This window comes from Vreelandella hamiltonii, assembly GCF_014651795.1.
Taxonomy (GTDB): Bacteria; Pseudomonadota; Gammaproteobacteria; order Pseudomonadales; family Halomonadaceae; genus Vreelandella; species Vreelandella hamiltonii.
The window spans coordinates 50,930-70,044 of record NZ_BMXO01000010.1 but is presented as its reverse complement, the minus strand read 5'-3'; the positions used below and the strand labels follow the sequence as shown (position 1 = coordinate 70,044).

The following is a 19,115-nucleotide window of genomic DNA, read 5'->3' as shown; positions in this document are numbered from 1 at the left end:
GCGCTTGCGTTTAGCGGTTCACCAACAGCGCGTTCAGGGTCACTGGCACATGCTCATCGATCTGCTGATAGCCCAGCAGGGAAAGCACCGTGCGCAGCGTGCTGTTGGCCATCAGGGCATTCCCATCCAGCGCCATCGGTTCGGCATGGGTGACACGCACTTCGTTCAGCCCGACGCGGGTAAAGCGCAGCGGCACCGCTTCCTCCTGGGTCAGCCGGTCGGTTTGGACTCGAAAGGTCAGGGTTTCCACCAGTTCCTCGCCCATGTCCAGGCGGTCCAGGCGCTCGGGTGGCATCTGTGCCACCAGCGTCACCAGCGGCGTATTGGCCAGCAGGCCCACCCACGGCGGCAGGTCACCCAAACGTTGCAACACGTCGGTCTGGCTCAGCCGGAGCGGCAGGCGCAGCGTGCCATCGGGGGAGATATCGCCCTGCAAATTGCTCACGTGATGATGATGAGTTTGCGGCGCGCTACCGTCCAACTGGGTAATGGACGCCCGCACCTGCGATTGGGCAGGGTCCAACTGCCAGTCGGCCTGAACGGGCAGCGCCAGCAGCAGCGGAAAAAGAGCAATCAAGGCTTTCACAGCGTGTCTCCATAGAAGCAGTCATCAGCAGACCCCGGCCGCGCCGATTAGTGCCCGAAGGCCCGCGGGCAACCGCATCACGTCAGGTATCGCAGCCTGCCCGAAAAAGTGCCGCCCTACCACAAGATAGCGCCCCAAGGGGTAGCCGTGCCCCCACACATTCGCTATGATATGCACGCTTTTCGGGCCTATAGCTCAGTTGGTTAGAGCAGGGGACTCATAATCCCTTGGTCGTAGGTTCAAGTCCTACTGGGCCCACCACTCTTCAATGGCTTTCTCGCCGTTTTTTTATCTTGCCTTCAGTGGTCAACTTATACCGGACAGTAATTTAAGGTTTTCCTCAGCCTCCACGGGAGGCAGGTTATCGTTAAACGTGTGAGGGCGCTGCTGATTGTAGTACCCCATCAGATAGCTACTAACGTCTTTCTTGGCCTCAGGTAGATTTCGATATCCCCAAGACGGTATCTACTCTGATTCAAGCTCCGGAACAGCCTTTCCATCGGGGAGTTGTCCCAGCAGTTGCCTCGTCGGCTCATGCTTTGTTTCATTCGATAGCGCCAAAGTCTTTGGCGGCACTTGTGGCTTGCATAGTTACTACCCTGACCGGAATGGAACATGGCGCTCTTAGGCTGACCACGTTGCTCCCAAGCGTGATCCAGCGCTTTCACAATAAGATTTGCATCCGGGCTGGACGACATAGCCCAGCCGATGTCGACGTCACCTTCAGGCTGGCAGCTTTTTGCTTCAATTCAGGCGAAACAGCACGTCGTTGCTTGGTCATCAGACACCTCGCTTCTGGTGGCAATATTACCACCTACGTTGGTGTCTGGTTTTATTGAATCACTACACATCCAGGACGGTAGTTTTAAGCGGATTCGTTGACATCAAAGAACCCCGGGAGGATGGGACAGAGTTCACGAGTAGCTTCATAGGAATTGGGACCGGAGCGCAGAACTGAGCGGGTTAGCAGATTGTTACCCGCCAGGCAGCTGACCTCAGGGATCATGATGCAGTCTGGGCAGGCTCCGCCGCGGCTGTCGCATAAACTGCCGGAGCCACATTGGGTTGCACGCGGGCTGAGCATGTCGCTCAACAGGGCATCGCGTCGACTGCGCCAAAGTGAGCTTATGTTGCCTAAGTCCATGGTGGCACCATTGCGATAGACCACGAAGGCTAAGTCCGCAGGGAAAAGATATTCCCCTAGGGAGGCTTGGTCGAGGCCGGATTCCTGAGCGATGGTGTTGATTACCAGGTGGGCAAAGGAGTGTAGCAGGGTGTACACCATTGGATACACCTTGTGGGTGTCTTCTGGATTGAGTTTGTCCACGTAGCGTCCCCATGGAAGTGCTCGCTCCAGGAGGCGGCCTCCAAAGGCGACCTCGTCTCCCGGCGACCACTGGAAAAGATCGCTCAGTGGTTCATCGAAGGCCTGCAGCCAGCGATAGACAGCATCTTCACTGAGCCGAAAGTAGAGTGCCTCATTATCCTGATTGATGGCGTAGATTGGATGTTTGTTGTGGCTTTTCTTGTGGCCGGTTTTGTCGCCGCCTAGTAAAACGGGAAACAAATTCAAGCGCACCGGCATGACGACATTCTGTTCTTCCACGTAAGGTTTGGACTCGCGGCGGGTGAAACCGTAGCTGAAGCGGCACAAGGGGAATTTTCTAAGGAGGCCGACCTCTTCCAGACCCAGAGCTCGCATGGCTTGGTTGACACGGTCTTCTATCGCAGCTCGCTCTTCCGGATCATTGGGAGCCAGGAGATCGTCGAGGCTGTTAAAGGGAACAAACACGCGACTGCCGCCATGGGTTCCGCTCAGGATGATGTCCTTGAGCAGCGAGTCGTGTTCCACAGCCAGCAGGAAAGGGTCGTAGCGAGAGGAGAATTCCTGACGCACAGCCGGTATCAGCTTGTCACGAATTTCTGCTGGGGCCTGGAATACTTCATCTTTAAGTTCGCTGCAGGCGTTAATAGCCTTTCTTTTAGATTCCTCGAAGTGGTTCTTCATGATTGACAGAATGCTCGGAGAGGTTTTTTCATTTTGGGCATCCTTTAACCCTTCATATGCTAATTTTAGTTCCTGGGCGACTGATTTGAGATTGTTTTTGTCCAGGCGTGTGATGATATCCTCAGGATTCATTTCATCTCCCACATAGCCATATCGGTGGGCGACAAATTTTTCCAATGCTGCATGGTCATCCCGGCTTATGACCTCCTTTAACTCCTCCAGCCGTTCGCTATCAGTGAGACCTAGACCACCTAAAATGACAAACTGATCCAGAATTGTGTAGTGCGTGCTTGATGCATTGGCTGGACTGGCACGGAAACGCGCGAGCCGGATGCGCTCCAGCGGATTGTCGAGAATCTCCAGGGTTTCACGGTCGTTGTTGATGATATCTCGCGGTTGGATGCAGTTTGGGTTAGCGCAGATAAACTGCCACTCGCTTAGCTTGCTACTGCGGTGGTCAAGCGTGTATTCGGTGCTCCCACAGGAGGTGCAGCCACTGCTCCATTGAGAGACTTCGCCATGCTCGTCGACATTCCAGCGGGCCGGTGATAGTGGCTCGACCCGGCCAGAAGGATGCACGTTAACCACATCGACTTGATGCCACTGCGGTTTTCCACCGCAGTGCGGGCATGCGTCATTCGAGTTGAAGAATGACGCCGCACGCTCCTCTTTGTTGAAGCGCAGGAAGTAGTCACAGTGGCCGCAAGTATAGGTCAGCGGGAAGACCTCATAACCCATCTGGTCGGGGTTCATGACATGAAACAGAGTTTCGAGCTTTTTGAGCCTGTTGACTGTGCCATGCTCCGTGAGCAGTGAGCTGTCTAGTACCTGACGGGGGGCGATGTTGTCACTGCAACGCATACCTACGCTATACCAGCCAGACGCGGTATCCTCAATTAGATAGGCCATTTGAATGTAAAGGATGTCGTTGCCCGGGAAAGGTGTGCTATTAACAGATAGGATCTTGCAGCTTCCCTGTCCGTCCTCAAAGGAAAACAGCTTACCCGGCGCATAGCTTGACAAAAGCTGGCTGCGCGAGCGTGACATAATCTTGGCTTTAATTTCTGCAGTGTCACTAGTGCGAGTGTTATTCATTCTAGAAGCTCCTCAGGCCTTGCCATGCTTCGCCACCTGTAGCAAGGTGCGCGTGGCCTTGATCTTTTCCCGTTTGACTTTCTGCGTGATGATCCCATTTTCATCCACATCACGAAGAGATGTCATGGGTTGTTCTTCCTTTACGATTGCAAATTCGCTGAAGTAGCTGTGCATCGACAGGTCACCCGAGTCGCTATATTCATTGACGGCCTTCTGCAAGCGGTTGATCAATCTTACGGTAAGCTCGTCAAAATGCTTCCGGTAGTATTTAAAATTACTCTCTTCAAGGAATTCCGGGTTGACTCCGAGGGCTTCCTTGACATAATTCTTGAATGCCTCTCGATTCATGATTGCCTTTCCGCCCTGAAATTCCCGCAGAACTTGGCTCACGGAGGAACCGTCCCGCCAGCGCTGCTTGTCTGCATCTAGGAACTTAGAAAGCGGCAGGATGCCTCCGAGATAGTTGAGCCAGATGCTGGGGAAGCTTCGCTCCATGGCCTGCCTGGCGAATCGGTCAATCGGGGCCGGCTGCACCATGCGTTCAAGGAAACGGTGGAAGCCATCGAAGACTTCGACGATGTATCGATCCCGTCGCTGCTGCGGTGTCGGTATCAACAGTACAAAACCGGTATGTGCGCGCCCCACGCGTGATGAGGCTTGGATATATTCGGCAATGTTCGAGGGAACCCCGGCGAAAAACATGGAGTTGAACTCGTCGACGTCGACACCGTGTGATACTGCTGAGGTGGCGATTACTGAGCGCATGAGCCCCTTGAGACCGGGCATTGGCGTACGCGGAGCCGGAATATTTTCGGCGATGTCGATGATGTTTTGGATCTCGCCCTGGGAGACATCTCCGGTGATCATGCTTGTCACCTCGCCCTCATAGGGCAGGTCTTTGGTCTCGTGGCATTTGCGAATTTCCTCGCGTTCCGCATTAAGAACCTGGTCGCCGCCTTTCTTGTTTGTGACATAGGTGAGCGCAATACGATGAAGATCTACAAGAGTCAGTAGCCGCTCAGGGGTGGTTCTCTCATGCAGGAGTTGGTCTCGAAACTGTCCCGCGTTGGGGTGCTCTGGGTCAATGGCCTTCAATAGTCTCTGACGCGCTGCTTCCTGTTGATTTTCATCGCAGCTATATAGCGCCTCGTAAAGCTCGGTGATGATCAGATGAAAGTTGCCAAGAATATTGGCCGTGGCCGACGTATGGGCTCGGCCGTTGGTGAGGACCGCACAATAAATGCGTGACCAGTGCGCAGTATGCTCTTCCTGATCCGGCTTGAGGTTGGAAGGTGGGTTATCACGCACTTTAGGTTGGGCGTAGAACGAGCGGTAGATGTCTGGACCCGGATGGGGGAATTGTACGGTTGGGATCTTGCGCTGGTAGAGGTGCTCCATGTGCCGTTCTGGATCAGATACCGTAGCTGTGGCGGCGATGACCTTGGCCTTGCGGCGGGTGGTGTCCCCGGTTCCTGGATAGCCGGCTACCGTCTTGTCCGGCATATTCTCGCCTAGGTGGTCGAGTGAGGCTTCGAAGAGAGTTTCGAAAATGCTGGCAAAGGTGCCCAAGGACTGGTTGAGCAAGTGCGCTTCGTCCTGTACCAGCAAAGAGGGGAATGGGTCGTGGAATAGGTCAACACCGTCCTCAAACGCCGGTTTTAGGCGAGTGAATCCGCTTTGGGTCTTCTCCGCCGCCTCGAGATTGGCGCGAGTGGGCGTCACCAGTTCTCCGCTCTCATCGAGCCATCCAGCGAGTCCGAACATGCTGAATACCTTCTTGAGAGTGCTGTCGTTCTGCCCGATAAGGGCTAGCTTATCGACTGTTCCGAGGAGTACCGACGGTGCCTTCTTGTAAATATCCTCATCGCAAATGTAGAACGGCAGAGGCTGGTAGGCTTGACCGGCATGAGTTCCGCAATGGACATCAGTACAAACGTGGGCCAGCAGCCCGTTGTCCGCCTTGCGCAGCATGGTGGAATTGCCGCAGAAAGGGCACTTGATGATCTTGAGCCAGTCTTCCTTGGCCTTCTCGTACGTGCTGGCCTCTTTTTCAGAGAGCTGCCCGATCCCCTTGCTCAGGGGGGGAACACCCTTAACATCCTTCCGCCAGTTTGGTGAGCCGCCACTGCCTACCCAGAAGCCAATAGCAAAAGGTTCTCCGCCGTATTGGTGTGACTTGCGTACGAGCTCAGCCTGGGCAAGCACCCGCGCAGTACGGCTGGCCTGCTGAATGGTTAGTAACCGCAGCGGATAGCGGAGCATGGCGGTTACACCAAAATGCTTGCCACGGATGCGATCGAGTAGAAGATTAAAGACTAGCAGACCGAGGAAGGCCTCTGATTTGCCGCCACCGGTGGAGAAATACAGTAGAGTGACTGCCTCGTCCCTATATTCCTCAAACAAGCCATGGAAGGCTTTCATGCGTGTCACAAGGGTCGGTAGGTTGGCGAGAATGAAGGCGATCTGGAACAGTCGCCATTGGGCATCGTCTTTACCCGTAGAGACCTGCATCACGTTTGCCATGGTCTCGTTCATGGCCAGCCAAGCCTCGTACGGCGCGGCCTTTGGGTCGCTCTGTGGCCCCCTGGCTTTCCAGGCTTCATAAGAGCTCTCCAGTATATGCAGGCCAGCACTGACCGCAGCCATCTCTACCTTCCAGCCTTCCTCAACATCTCGGGCGAGAGCCCCTTTTTCCTTCTCTAGTTCCTCGCCGCTGAAACCCATTGCCTCTAGCTCGGTGTTTTTGGCCACGTCATCGATCCAGTGCGCATAAGCTTCACGCAAGCCCTGCAGATGAACGTGGCCACCCGGCTGGGCGAGATCACGTATGCGTCGATTAATGCCCTTGTGTGGCACCGGCTCCATCCGCGGCTGAGTGAATTGTGGCGTCCAGGTGGTTCCCAGACGAATACGCCCGGGTAATGAACGCAAGCGACGCACACCGCCGTTGATACCGATGGCAGGGTAGTTCAGGAAGCGGTTCACTCGATAGGAGCGCTTGATGCGGCTCATCTTCAAAGGCACATGCAGGTTCTCCTCAAGCTCCACTTCGAGGCTTAGATCGAACAGAGCGCCTTCCCAGTCACGGTTAGCCCGCAGAAGTTTCCGTTTGTCATCCGGGTCTCGACTATCGTTGATCAGGGATATTCGGGTGCTCAGTTGCTCTGGATTTGCCCAGTTATTCCTGAAACCGATATCCCAGGCCACCTTGTGCGCGGGTAACACCGGAGACTGGTCTACGCTATTGACGCGATTGATGAAGCTGTCCCAGTTTTCCAGCTCGCTGTACAGGATAGATGTGCGGCTTCGGTAGAGGTACCGATCCCGTTCGGGATCGGTCTGTATCCAGGTTTGGATGGCATCCTTAATCGCTTGCTGTATGAGTGCCTCGTGAGAGCGAAGATGTGTGTCCAGGTCGGGCCGGCAGGCCGGAAAATCCAGGATCAGGGGGGAGGGATGCACCGGGATACGCACCCATTTATGTGGCACGGGAATAGGGTCGAACAGGGCGTTGACGTTGGCTGTATCATCCGCTTTGTCCTGCACTGTTTTCCCTTCTGTGGCATCAACCAGCAGGCTGTCCACGGCCTCTTCTAGGGAGACCGCCGCCTCGTCAGCCATGTCCTTCTCCATGCTCAACCGTGGTAGGCCAATTTCCGTGCGCACTTCGTCGAGCAGACGTTCATGGAGCGCTTTCTGGCTCTCCCCTTCTTTTGGTAGGGAGCTTTCCTTGCGCGCTCTGAGCTTTTCCCTGATTACTCGTCGGGCATCCCCAGAGAGCCGCGGAACCGGTCGCAGATTGTGTTGTTTGAGCTCTTCCTGGGTTGGGATCATGCGCAGATAGATGTTAAAGCGCGGACGCACGGTGAGGGTGCCTTCGCCGTGCGCATGGATTAGTAAGTCCAGACCGTGATTGCTGATATGAATCTGGCGGGTGACCGGATCACCTTCGTCAAATGCCTTGAGGGTCTCATCCGTATCCCCTTCATTCCTAGCTATCCCGCTGCTTTGTGGTCGCGGCGGTAGCAGGAAACCGGAGACTAGGACATCTGTCGGTGCTGTACCAAAAATAATGTCAGTATCTTCGTCTCTCCCGGCAACTCGATCATTGAGCATTTGCACTATTCCCAGAGTGACGGCTTCCTTCAACGTCTCTGGAATATCGGCGGGATTGTCACGATTCATCATCGGCATCCTCCAATGGATTGATATCGGTAATTTCCGAGAAGTTCATCAACAGACGCTCTCTGAAGCGCTGCAATTTTTCTTTCGGAGTATCTAGGTAAACGATGGCTTCCGGTTTCATTAGGTACATGAGGATCAAGCCGCTCTCAATCCGGCCGTCTCGTCGCCGGGCTCCGCGGTGGGCGCGGACGGCCTGCCAGAAAACGTCCCACATCGCCTCCGGGACACCCATAATGTTGCAAAAGGCATTGAAGTGCTCTTCTTTCTGTGGGGCATGTGCGCGGCCATTAAGGTTCTCCTCTAGAGCTGGGGCTAGCCAGCTGCACAGCATGTCGCGGCTGATGTTGAACTTAGGGTACGCTTGCGCCATAGCTTTACTAATCGCCTTGAAACGCTGATCTTCCGATACTGGGTAACTTTCATATCGGCGGCAAATTTCACGGTGATAGAGTCTCAGCAAGCCGCTGCTCTGATGGCTGGACATAAGGACATCGAAGTCTTTCTCACTGAGAAAATCGCGCAGTTCCTCGCGCAGTTCATCACTGATGCCGAGTATCCGGTCACCCCTACGCAGGCTCCGTCCCTTCACCAGCTCCATACCACCCTGGCGATTTTGACGAAGAAACTGAGAATTGTTCCATCGGTACCAGAGCTCCTCGTGATCTAATTGGATCAGTAGCTCAGGGCCATAGCTGTAACTGTCATATACCCACTCTCTTTTGGATCCGGTCTGGCTCTGCACCAGGATTTCAAAGCTCTCATCCCTGCTGGCCTCGTCGAAAATCATGAGCAATCCCTCGATAGCCGGCTTGAATGGCTCAAGACCCGAGCTCGCGAGCAGGCCCTCAAGATGGTGCTGGGCTAGGCGCACATGTTTGGGTGTGAGAACAATCTCGATATCATCGCATTGGGGAGTCAGCAGTAATTCGTCGATCAGCTGCGAAGTCAGAGCCGTGTAGATTGTAGTTTTGTGCTGTTCCACATCGGTGGTAACCCGAGATATAGGTATAGCTTCCAAGCCTGCTAGGCTGGCCTGGTTCCAGGCATAGGCTTCCAGAGAGGAGCCAACCACCAGCTGCAAGTGGTCAGCCTGAGACTTATTGATACGCTCGGTTACGGCTTGGGCAAAGGGCTGTCCTTTTTCCTTCCAGTGTTCGACGAGCTGATCGCCTGCATTGAGCGCTGCCTCAATTTCGGAGCCTTCGAGCACCCAATTAGCATCACGGGCCCACTGGAGTACCGCACGCTTAGCTTTGCGCCAATCGATGCGGTCAAAGGATCGTTCGAAGCCTGTTATGTCTGACATTAGTGCCTTGAGTTTCTCGAGGTTTAATGTCAGGGCGGAGATGTTGCCTAGAACACTGGAAGCATGTCTCAGAACAGTCTGACCATCGCGGTCAATGGCACTCATTTCGTAGGGCAAGCGATGTAGCTTCCGGATAACACAAGCTGCGTAAGCATCGATGACATATGGCTTGTCGAGCTCAACCTGGTAGGCCTGCAAAGTCTCCGCCTTGAACTGGGTAAGCATGTGGTCACGGGGCGTGGCCCATATAGCACTATTGTCTAGCAGCGTACGCGTCATGGCCTCGGAGATATTAGCGCTACGGCTTTTTAGAGTGATCTGCAAGTGACGCCAAGTAGAGGGAGCGTCGGTGAGAATCAGCAATCCCGGTGGGTTTGTAGTCTCCTCAATAAGAGAGACAAGATCGGCCAGGCGCGCCACCATGGAGTCGTGATCCCATCCAGAGAGATTGAGCATAATGCGTCGAGCGTCGAAGATGACTAGTCCTGGCCGCGCTACTGGGTCAGCGAAAAGATTGTGCAATTCACGTGTAACCATGTCCTTTTTTACGCGCCCGCCGATGGAGAGCAGACCCATGGGCGATTCGAGAACGGCATTCTGCTCCATTAACGCACGGGCATTCTTGCGGTCGCCAGCTTTGAGGTAGCTGAGGTCACTCTCCCGGAACAGGTTCCCGGGGCGAACGGGCCATGTGGACTCACCGGTGCGGTAATGGTAGGACGGCAGTACCTCGTTAGCATATACCCATGGTAAGCGCGCAAGAGCGAACAGCAGCAACGTGGTGTTGTAGCGCAAGCCGCCGTTTTCGGAAAGGTAGTACTCCTGATACTCGTTAGCCAGTTTCCGTAGGTGCTCTCCGAAAAGAATATATCTGTTAAGTTGATTAAATCGCGACAACGAAGCTGGATAGATCAAGGTTCTTAGCGCACTAGAGTCTTCCTCGTAGGCGACGAGGTTAGCCATAAGGTGGGTCAGCCCTGGGTGAGGCACTTTGCCTGGCCATAGCAGACGAGCTGCAATACCACCAGAATCTACCAGAGTGCGTGTTATCTCTACCCACCTAAGGAATGATTTGGACAATTCCAGTGGCTTCTCAGGAGTATCCTCTTGAGCCAATAGGCCTTCCATGAACGTTCCCAGTTCTTGATTTAGCTCGGGTAGAATTCTGATCTCCCCTTCAGGCATAGACTATGTCCTCTTGAGTAATCTGTGTTACTGCCTCTGCCCAGTCTCTTGTTTTTTCGTAAGCATCGGCTAGGTGTTCAGGAGGAGGGAATCTCAACTGACCCAGTTCATAACTGGATACGTTAGTTGCCCCTGATATGCAACGAAACTGCTCATTTGTCCAGGACGACCCGATCAAGACCGCTAATCCTTCGGCTGGAATAAGAGGTAGGTTCTCTGTAGCAACGAGAAAGAGGACGTGATTTTCACCCACTACACCTCCAAAGGCCTCGTATAGTTCGGTAGGAATTGCAGCAGCAACCAGGCGTCTCGCTTGTTTGGGCGCGGTAACCCTCTGTAGGGCCACAGCTGGTGTATGGATTTCACCGGTTCTGCTTGGATTGGTAGATTGATCTACAAAACAAGGGCACCCAGCTTCTCGGGCCCGCTCAAGATCAAGTACGCCCGGCTGGACGGCATGGGCCCATATCAAAGGGAGCACATTTCGGGGGTTCGGTGCCTTGTCTAGACTGGCGTATCTCGGTCGTTTATCTCGGTAGTCGACTAGGTGGCCTGTAACGATTTTGTAGCCATAATCCACAAGCCTCGCGTTAAATTTCCGGGAACGAGTCAGTACATGTACACCTTCAACTGTCCTAGGGAATGTCCAGGGCGAGGAACCTTGGCTAATGGTCCACTTCCCCAAATCGGTTACTCGTTCTTCCGTGTCAATAAGGCTGATCTGCGTCTGATGGCTATCAAGATGACCAGTCTTACTCAAGTGAGTCAGTACTGCATCCTGCTCTGCGCCGAAGAAGGAGCTACCCTTTTCATGAATCAAGTCCAAGCTTTTGATGTGAGCCTCGTTGTCGAGGGCCTGACGCAGCTTGCAAAATGTTTTCCCGGAAAAGAAGCTCATTGGAGTAATGAGACAAGCCTCGCCACCGTCCTTGAGCAGGTCCAGTGCCCGTAAACTAAATAGGGCATATAGGTTTGATTGGCCCTCCACAATATTGCGCAGACGAGGGGTATCTAGCCTCTCCACTTCAGCACGCTTCATCTTGCGATAGGGAGGGTTGCTCAGCACCAAGTCGAAGGAGCCTAGTGCTTCACTGAAAGCCTCTAGACCATTTCCAGTCAGGATTTTCCACTGAGGTCTGTAGGTTGAGTAAGAGATATCATCGGCCATTAGAGCGTAGAGAAAAATCTTCGTGATCTCGACTAAGACTGAGTCAATGTCAGCGCCGAAGAAGTGGGATTCCACGTGAAGTAAACGTTCATGCGGGGTCATTCTCTGAAATCGCTTATTGCCCTTAAGGCGAAGGAGGGCAGGAATAAGGAATGCTGCACCACCGCAGGAAGGATCAATGATTTTGCCAAATAACAAGCTCTTCTCGCCTCCATTTATCTTGTTTAGAAGCCGGTTGGTCAGTGGTGGTGGGGTGAAGTAGTTTGCCTGACGCTTACGGATTTCTGAGGGGATAAGATTGGAGTAAAAGGAGCCTACCCAGTAAGCGGCATATTCAAGATCCAGATCTATGAGCCATTTGAGTGTGTCATCTACGGCTGTGTTTTTGACGCAAGTATAGTCAATGCCCTTGAAGGCCTCCGGTGAGTCTAGATAGCGATCAAGAATCGATAGAAGGATGTCTCGGGGGGTGAGGCAGCTAGGTAGAGCTTGAAGTTGAGACAAATATTTGCGAAAGCACTGTTTTTGTTTTTTGAGAGTTTGGCTGTTTGTAGCGATGCTGGAACGAACAATAGTTTTCATGGGGTGTTTGCTTAGGCTTGTATAAAGAATCTTATCTGTAGCCAAGGTTTTTTTGAAAAATATCCTTTACATGACACCCGTGAGTAGTACGAAGCTGAACTCCGGGGGGCCAAGAAGGCACCATATTGGGACCATCTACAACTCGATATGCCATGCTCGCTCGGCGAGGGATAGTAGTCTCGCTACTGTGGCGGTGTTCTTCCGAGATGGGCATGTGTCACCTTTCACGAAGCTGGCCCTGGAGCAGTCTCTCACCTACGGTCGTTGCCGTCTAGAACGTGTTCAGGGTGAGAGCTATGCCCTTTTCCTGGGTGATCAAGTGTATAGCCTCTACCTGTAGTGTCCAGGATGACCAACTGAGCCACAATCACAACAATCAGTAAAGCCACTTCCATGATGGCAACCGCTCTATAAAGCAGGTAGGCTCTGCTTGAGCCTCGTGTACATAGCTTTCAACGTTTCGTTGCTTATGGTAGCTGGGCGAGGTCAGCAGAGCGGTGCAGCAACGGTACACACACCAGCTTCCTGTTCTATCCTCAAACTTCGCTAACCTACTGATTCCACGGTGCTATGCCTTTCGTTCGATTACGGTAGTTTTTACTTTTTTGTCAGTAATTTCTTGTTTTAAAAGCGAGCTCATAATCCCTTGGTCGTAGGTTCAAGTCCAGCTGGGCCCACCACCTTCCTCGCTTCTTTACTCTTGCTTTTTTATCTTCATTCTTTATTACCACTTGATAAATTTCAGATACTCACAATGGGCAAGACTAAAAGAGCCCCAACACGCGCCACACACCATCATCCTCACCCAGCCCTCGCCAGTTCCTTCAACCGCTTGGTGTACCAATTCTCCTGGCTGCTGGTCACGAGCAGGCGGCGGCGGGCTCGGGTCATGCCGACATAGAGTAGGCGGGCTTCCTGGGCTTGTTGTGCTTCATCGTTGCTGAGGGCGCCTAGCCCGCTGAGCAGCACCGTGTCGAATTCGAGGCCTTTGCTGCTTTGGCGGCTCAACAGCACCACTTCGTTGGCGTCCGGGTTGTAAGCGCGTTTGTCGGCAGCGTTTTGCAAGCAGCGGCTGGGAATGCCCGCTTTTTGAAAGGCTTTGTGGAAATGAAGCCCTTGGGCGTTGTTGGTGTACAACACGGCCATGCTGTTTAACGTGCTGCCTTGCTGTTGCCACGCCTTGATGCAGTGCACGAGATAGCGGCTCTCTTGTTGGTCGCTGTCGAAGTCGCGAAACGCGGGAGGTGGGCCGCTGACCCCGGCCACTTCCGGTGCGATCAGCGGCACATGGTCTTCGTCGGTGTCGTGCGCTTCGAGGAAGTCCCGCGCGAAGTCGTAAGCAAAGGTGAGAATTTCCCGGGTGTTGCGGTAATTGAGTTTGAGAATTGTGGTACGACCGCGCGCCTGAACGCCAGCCGCCGACAGTGGGAATGACAGCGAGCCTTTGCGGTAGATGGACTGCGCATCGTCGTAGAGCAGCAGTAGCGAATTGGTGTCCGGGTCGATCATCTGAACGACCAGCTTGAGCCACTCCCGCTCGAAATCATGGCCTTCGTCGATCATCACGGCGGCGTACTGCGCGCGGGGGATCTGCTCTCGATCCACGGCGTCCATGACGCTCTCGACCTGGCGCTCGTAAGCAGGGCGGCTACCTGGCAGCAGGCTCACGTGGTAGGTCTTGAGCTGTAGGCCACACCATTCATGGAAGTGGTGAACCTGCACTTTATCGGCAATCCCTTTCTCGGCAGTGAAGCAGCGGAGCCTGGCGGCCAGGGTGATGTTGAAGCACAGCACCAGAATCGGCTTGGTCGTTGCCTGGGCCAGGTGCAGGCAGCGGTAGCCAAGAATCAGGGTCTTGCCGGAGCCTGCCACGCCGTGGATCACGCGGTGGCCGTCACCCATGCTGCGCGCCAACTGTTCCTGGTGTAAATCCATGACGCGAACGATATCGGGTACGACCTCGGTCGTGGGCGTCTCGCTGCTTTCCTCGTCAGCGAACAGGTCCCCGGTGGGGGCGTCGATGCGCACTTCCGGGAAGAGCTGCCAGCGAATCCTGTCGAGCTGAGGAAGGCTCAGTTTTTCGCCAAACTGATAGTTGAACATGTTCCAGAGGCGTTCCTGAAATGCCTCCGGGTCGGTGGAGGGGGCCATCTCGTCCTTGCAGATGACCAGGTGGCTCGGCAGCACTAGCTCCTGGTCGGCTTCGGCAATCGCGTTATTCCACTGCAGCCGAGTGATGTTGGGAAAGACCACCCCAAAGCCATAAGGAAAGCAGAGCTTTCCCCGGTAACGCTCGTCGCGTTGCGTGAGCTGCGGGTCTCGCTGTAGCTGGTTGATGGCGGAAAAGGCGCATTGGCGGGCCTGAGCCAGTGGGTTACTGACGGTCTTGCGCCCTTGAGGCGTATCGATCTCGACGCTGTCGGGGGTGATCGAGCGGAGCGTTTCGATCTTCCAATCTTTTACTTCGAGAAATAGCAGCCCTCGGGCAGGGTGCAGAACGATGAAATCTGGGTAGCGGCGCTTTTGCCCCAGCGGTATGTCGTACCAGACGATGTAGTCGTCTTCCAGCAGGCTATCGAGGCGTTGCGCGACACGTCGCTCGCCAGCGGTCATGCGGGGAATGGTGGTGAGCGTGGGGATGAATTTGGCCATGGTGTGAGGGCTCCGGTATCGGGCCATCTACCCAATCATGAAGTTTTATTTGGTAATTCATTCTATCCGGCGTATCGGGTGGCTTCAATTAGAAAACCCGGAAGTGACGATGCGGCGGGCAACCCGAGGTCACGTATATCGAAATGGCGCCATCGAGTGCTGGATATGGTGGGCTATGCCGGTGCCTGGCAGAGGCAGTGCAAGCTACCGCTGGTAACGGCGGCAGGGTGGCGGGTCAGTCGGCGTTGACAGCATACGCCCGCCACACGACGCTTTCTGTTGGCCCCTGATCCAGGTCGGCGCAGCTATCCACACGCTGGATCGTCGTGGCTTGGCAATAGACGGTCAGCTGGCCCTGGCCATCAGGGCGCTGCCATTGCCATTGAATCCGGCGCTGCTGCTCGTCGCCTTCGTCGTTCAGCAGGGTCAGGTGGGGTTGTTCTTGTGCATCACTCAAATGGTGCAGGGCGGCCAGTTGGCTGGCCTGCTGAGCGGGTGACAGTTGGGAGTCGCCACGATAGCCGGGTAAATAGCGCTGTTGGCGCGCCTCGCTGTGCAGGAACGCAGCCACTTCTGCAGGGGTGATGCGCCCGTACTTGCGCACGGGAGAAAGTAGCAGGAGGCTGGCCGCCAATCGGCAGCCGCCCAGGTGGCTGCTTTCCCAAACGTCGAAGGGAAGCTGCTCGTCAGCCACCGTGTTGGCCAGTGCCTTGTAGGTTTGATAGCCGTATTTGGCGCAGCATTTATCCTTTTTGCCGTGGGTGCAGCAGAGAATCAGGTCGTGCTCGGGGGGTGGCTGCTCCCATTGTTCCAGTGGAAGGTCGTGCTGCCAGGCGTGCAGGAACGTCTCCAGGTGCTCGCGAGCCACGCTGAAGCGGCGCCTTTCCGGCATCAGAAATACCTGATGCTGATAGTGATCCTGATGATGCCGATGAATCAGGTTGATTCTGCGCCCGCTGGCGGCAATGCGGTCCAGCGTGTGTTTCAGCGGTTCGCTCATGTCGCTGGCATGTCGCAGGGTGCGAAGCCATTTTGCTCGGGGCCAGCTGATCAGCAGGTTGTGTTCCAGGTGGGCTGCACTCCCTGCCAGAGGGTCGTTCTGCTGGCGGCTCAGGTCGGCGCAGAAGGTGTGTTTCATGAGGCCATGGCTCGCTTGAAAGGCACGCAGACGGGGCTGCCGCTGGCGGGGTCGTGCAGCACATGGGCATCCAGATCAAAGACCCGTTTGAGATTGTCGGCGGTAAAGACGTCGTTGGGCGAACCGCGCGTCACGATGGCGCCTTCGCGCATCATGACCAGTTGATCGGCGTAGGCGGCGGCCAGGTTCAGGTCATGCAGTACCAGCAGCAGCGTACGGCCATGATCGTGAGCCAGGCGAGAAAGCAGCGCCAGCAAATCGACCTGTACTTTCAAATCGAGAAAGGTGGTGGGCTCGTCCAGGAGAATCAGGTCGGTCTGCTGCGCCAGCACCATGGCGATCCAGCAGCGCTGGCGCTGGCCGCCAGAAAGCGCGTCCACGCTGCGGTTGGCGAACTCCGTCACATTGGCGTAGGCCATGGCCTCACGGATGGCGGTGGCGTCGCGCTCGGCATCCTTGTGCCATAACCGCTGATGGGGGAACCGCCCCATGCTCACCAACTGCCGCACGCTCAATCCCTCTGGCGCCACTGGCCCCTGGGGCAGAATGCCCAACCGCTGAGCCACCTCGCGGGTGCTGCTGCGGTGTATATCCTTGCCATCCAGATAGACGTGCCCTGCCTGCGGGGTCAGCGTGCGGGCAAGGGTTTTGAGCAAGGTGGATTTGCCGCTGCCATTAGGGCCCAGCAGTACCGTCAGCTTGCCCTCGGCCACGGCAATGTCGACCCCATCCAGCACTCGTCGCGATTCATAGCCTGCCTGCAGGGCATCGCCTTTCAAGCGAGGAGGGGGAGGGCTCGTGGCGGACATGGGCGAACTCACAAGAAAATACGAAGCTCAGCACCCTAATTCAAAACATTCTCATTTTCAATGGTGATGCCCGGCACCGAGCGCCCAAGGCAAAGCGACATACCCCTCAGTCATTTCATTATATCGAACGGTTCGTTCCCCAAGCCTAGATCTTTCTTATCTTATATGCATAATACAATCATTATCATTTAATGATGAGTTGCGTTTGCAGCGAAGGAAGTTCACGTCACACTGATCCGCAGGGGGATAAAAAGAACATGCGTACGATGAAGCGTCAGGTATTTTGGCCGACCGTCACGTTGGCCGGTCTGGTGTCGGCCAGTCAGGCCCATGCTCAGGAGAGCATTGCGGTAGAGCCGCCAGGCAACCGCAACAATACGGAGCCCACTGTGGTGGTCACGGCGTCGAGAACCAATACCACCAAGGAGGACTCGCCGCAGACCGTACGCATCATCAGCGAGGAAGAGATCCAGCAGCAGCTGCAGCTGACCAGCGACTCCTCGCAAATTCTCAGTAACCTGCTGCCTTCCTACTCGCCCAGCCGCCAAAAGATGAGTGGCAGTGGTGAGACGCTGCGTGGCCGCAGGCCCTTGATCCTGATTGATGGTATTCCTCAGTCCAATCCGCTGCGCCCCACCGGGCGCGAGGCCCACACCATCGATTTTTCCATGGTGGAACAGATCGAAGTGATCCAGGGGGCCAACGCCACCAACGGGATTGGCGCGGAAGGGGGCGTCATCAATCTGGTGACCAAGCGCCCAGAGCCGGGGTCTTTCAACCAGCACATAGAGGCCCAGGTCACGACGCCCACTCGGGAGCTGGATAGCGATACCCTGAGCTATCGCACCACTTATGGCGTCAGTGGCAACAGTGGCAACGTGGATTATCTGTTTTCCGCCAGCCTCGAAGACCAGGGGCTGTTTCTGGATGGTAATGGCCAGGCGGTGGGGGTGGATAATACCCAGGGCGATCTGATGGATGCGCGGTCGTTCGATATTCTTGGCAAGTTGGCGTACTGGTTCGATGATGACCAGCGTCTCCAGTTCACCCTCAATCACTACAACATCGAGGGGCATAATAACTATCTGAGTGTCACCGGAGATCGCGCCAATGGCGTGGTGACCACTTCCGAGCGCGGCACGCCAGAGGGTAAAGCGCCTTATAACCGGGTCTGGACCACCGGCTTGAGCTACGACCATTACGACCTGGCAGGCATGCACTTGAGTGCCCAGGTGTTCTATCAGGATTATGAGGCGCTGTTTGGAGCCGATAATTCGGCGACGTTCCAGGACCCCGCCTATGCCCCCATCGGCACTTTTTACGACCAGACCATGGCCGACACCTCGAAATGGGGCACCAAGGTAAGCTTGACCCGCGAAGACCTGCTGGATGACCGACTATCGCTCACGGCGGGCTTCGACACGCTGTTCGATGACACCGAGCAGTACCTCTACCAGACCGACCGTACCTATGTGCCGCCGGTAGAGTACACCGACCTCTCGCCATTCCTTCAGGCGGAGTTGCGCCCGGCAGAGTCGCTGCTGCTCTCGGCGGGGATGCGTTACGAGTACGCCAAGCTGAACATCGACGACTACCAGACGCTTTACACCCGCAATGGCGTGGATGTGGAAGGGGGCTCCCCCAGCTTCAATGAGACGCTCTACAACCTGGGAGCCGTGTGGAAGCCCGTGCAGCACTGGAGTCTGTTTGCCAACTACTCCGAAGGTTTCACCGTGCCCGACGTGGGGCGTGCGCTGCGCAGCATACAAACCCCGGGGCAGTCGGTCGACAGTATCGAGAACCTGCGCCCTATCGTCACCGACAATATCGAAACCGGTGTTCGCTACGACGACGGTCGGCTGGCTGCCGAGCTGAACTACTATGTGTCGTCGTCTGATTTTGGCAGCCGCCTGGACGAGCGCGACGGTGCCTTCTTCATGTCGCGCCAGGAAACCGAGATCAAGGGGGTAGAAGCCGCCGTGGGTTACCAGTTCACGGATCAGCACGCCGGTCGGCTCTCTTATTCCCGCATGCGCGGCCGCTACGACAGTAACGACGACGGCAACCTGGATGCCTCGCTGTCCGGCATCGATGTGGCCCCGGACCGCCTGGTGGCAAGCTGGTCGGCCAACTGGACCGACCAGCTCTCGACCTATGTTCAAGCCAACTATGCTTTCGACATGACCTTCGACGAGCCCGAACGTGAGTTCGATGGCTACCTGCTGATGGATGCCGCCGTGGGCTACCAGCTGCCGGTCGGGCGAGTGAATGTCGGGATATCCAACCTGCTGGATGAACAGTACGTCACCTACTACTCGCAAAGCGCGCTGGTCAATGACGAACGCTATTTTGCTGGCCGAGGCCGGACATTGACGCTGGGGTACCGTCTCGATTTCTGATC

At 55.4% G+C, this 19,115-nt stretch carries 9 protein-coding genes, 1 tRNA gene and 1 pseudogene; 2 read left to right on the top strand and 9 right to left on the bottom strand.

What is annotated here, in order from left to right:
- Positions 1-10 precede the first annotated feature (10 nt).
- On the bottom strand, positions 11-586 hold the full coding sequence (locus IE061_RS11300; RefSeq protein WP_016916346.1) for a hypothetical protein: 576 nt from the start codon (positions 584-586) through the stop codon (positions 11-13).
- Positions 587-770: 184 nt separating this feature from the next.
- Here IE061_RS11300 and IE061_RS11295 point away from each other — a divergent pair.
- A tRNA-Ile gene (locus IE061_RS11295) sits at positions 771-847 on the top strand.
- Positions 848-892: 45 nt separating this feature from the next.
- Here IE061_RS11295 and IE061_RS11290 read toward each other — a convergent pair.
- From IE061_RS11290 to IE061_RS11255, 8 genes and pseudogenes are all read right to left on the bottom strand, one after another.
- Positions 893-1,296, bottom strand: a pseudogene (locus IE061_RS11290) (DDE-type integrase/transposase/recombinase); the annotation flags it as partial.
- A gap of 155 nt (positions 1,297-1,451) precedes the next feature.
- A complete protein-coding gene (locus IE061_RS11285) occupies positions 1,452-3,689 on the bottom strand; it encodes a hypothetical protein (RefSeq protein WP_096921344.1) in 2,238 nt (745 codons plus the stop codon).
- Between the two features lie 12 nt (positions 3,690-3,701).
- A complete protein-coding gene (locus IE061_RS11280; RefSeq protein WP_193461636.1) occupies positions 3,702-7,874 on the bottom strand; it encodes a helicase-related protein in 4,173 nt (1,390 codons plus the stop codon).
- On the bottom strand, positions 7,864-10,365 hold the full coding sequence (locus IE061_RS11275) for a hypothetical protein (protein ID WP_096921342.1): 2,502 nt from the start codon (positions 10,363-10,365) through the stop codon (positions 7,864-7,866). Before IE061_RS11275 ends, IE061_RS11280 begins: the two co-directional genes overlap by 11 nt.
- Positions 10,358-12,115 carry an HsdM family class I SAM-dependent methyltransferase gene (locus IE061_RS11270; RefSeq protein WP_096921341.1) on the bottom strand — a complete coding sequence of 586 codons (1,758 nt, stop codon included), beginning with the start codon at positions 12,113-12,115 and terminating at the stop codon, positions 10,358-10,360. The genes IE061_RS11275 and IE061_RS11270 overlap by 8 nt, the downstream gene beginning before the upstream one ends.
- An 801-nt stretch (positions 12,116-12,916) precedes the next feature.
- On the bottom strand, positions 12,917-14,767 hold the full coding sequence (locus tag IE061_RS11265) for a 3'-5' exonuclease (RefSeq protein WP_193461635.1): 1,851 nt from the start codon (positions 14,765-14,767) through the stop codon (positions 12,917-12,919).
- A gap of 235 nt (positions 14,768-15,002) precedes the next feature.
- Complete coding sequence (locus IE061_RS11260; protein ID WP_193461634.1) at positions 15,003-15,905, bottom strand: sucrase ferredoxin; 903 nt, start codon at positions 15,903-15,905, stop codon at positions 15,003-15,005.
- On the bottom strand, positions 15,902-16,714 hold the full coding sequence (locus IE061_RS11255) for an ABC transporter ATP-binding protein (RefSeq protein WP_144979839.1): 813 nt from the start codon (positions 16,712-16,714) through the stop codon (positions 15,902-15,904). Before IE061_RS11255 ends, IE061_RS11260 begins: the two co-directional genes overlap by 4 nt.
- Positions 16,715-16,980: 266 nt before the next feature.
- On the opposite strand from IE061_RS11255, the gene IE061_RS11250 reads away from it, so the two are divergent.
- Positions 16,981-19,113 (top strand): TonB-dependent receptor, encoded by a 2,133-nt coding sequence (locus IE061_RS11250; protein ID WP_193461659.1) that lies wholly within the window; start codon positions 16,981-16,983, stop codon positions 19,111-19,113.
- Positions 19,114-19,115: the final 2 nt, after the last annotated feature.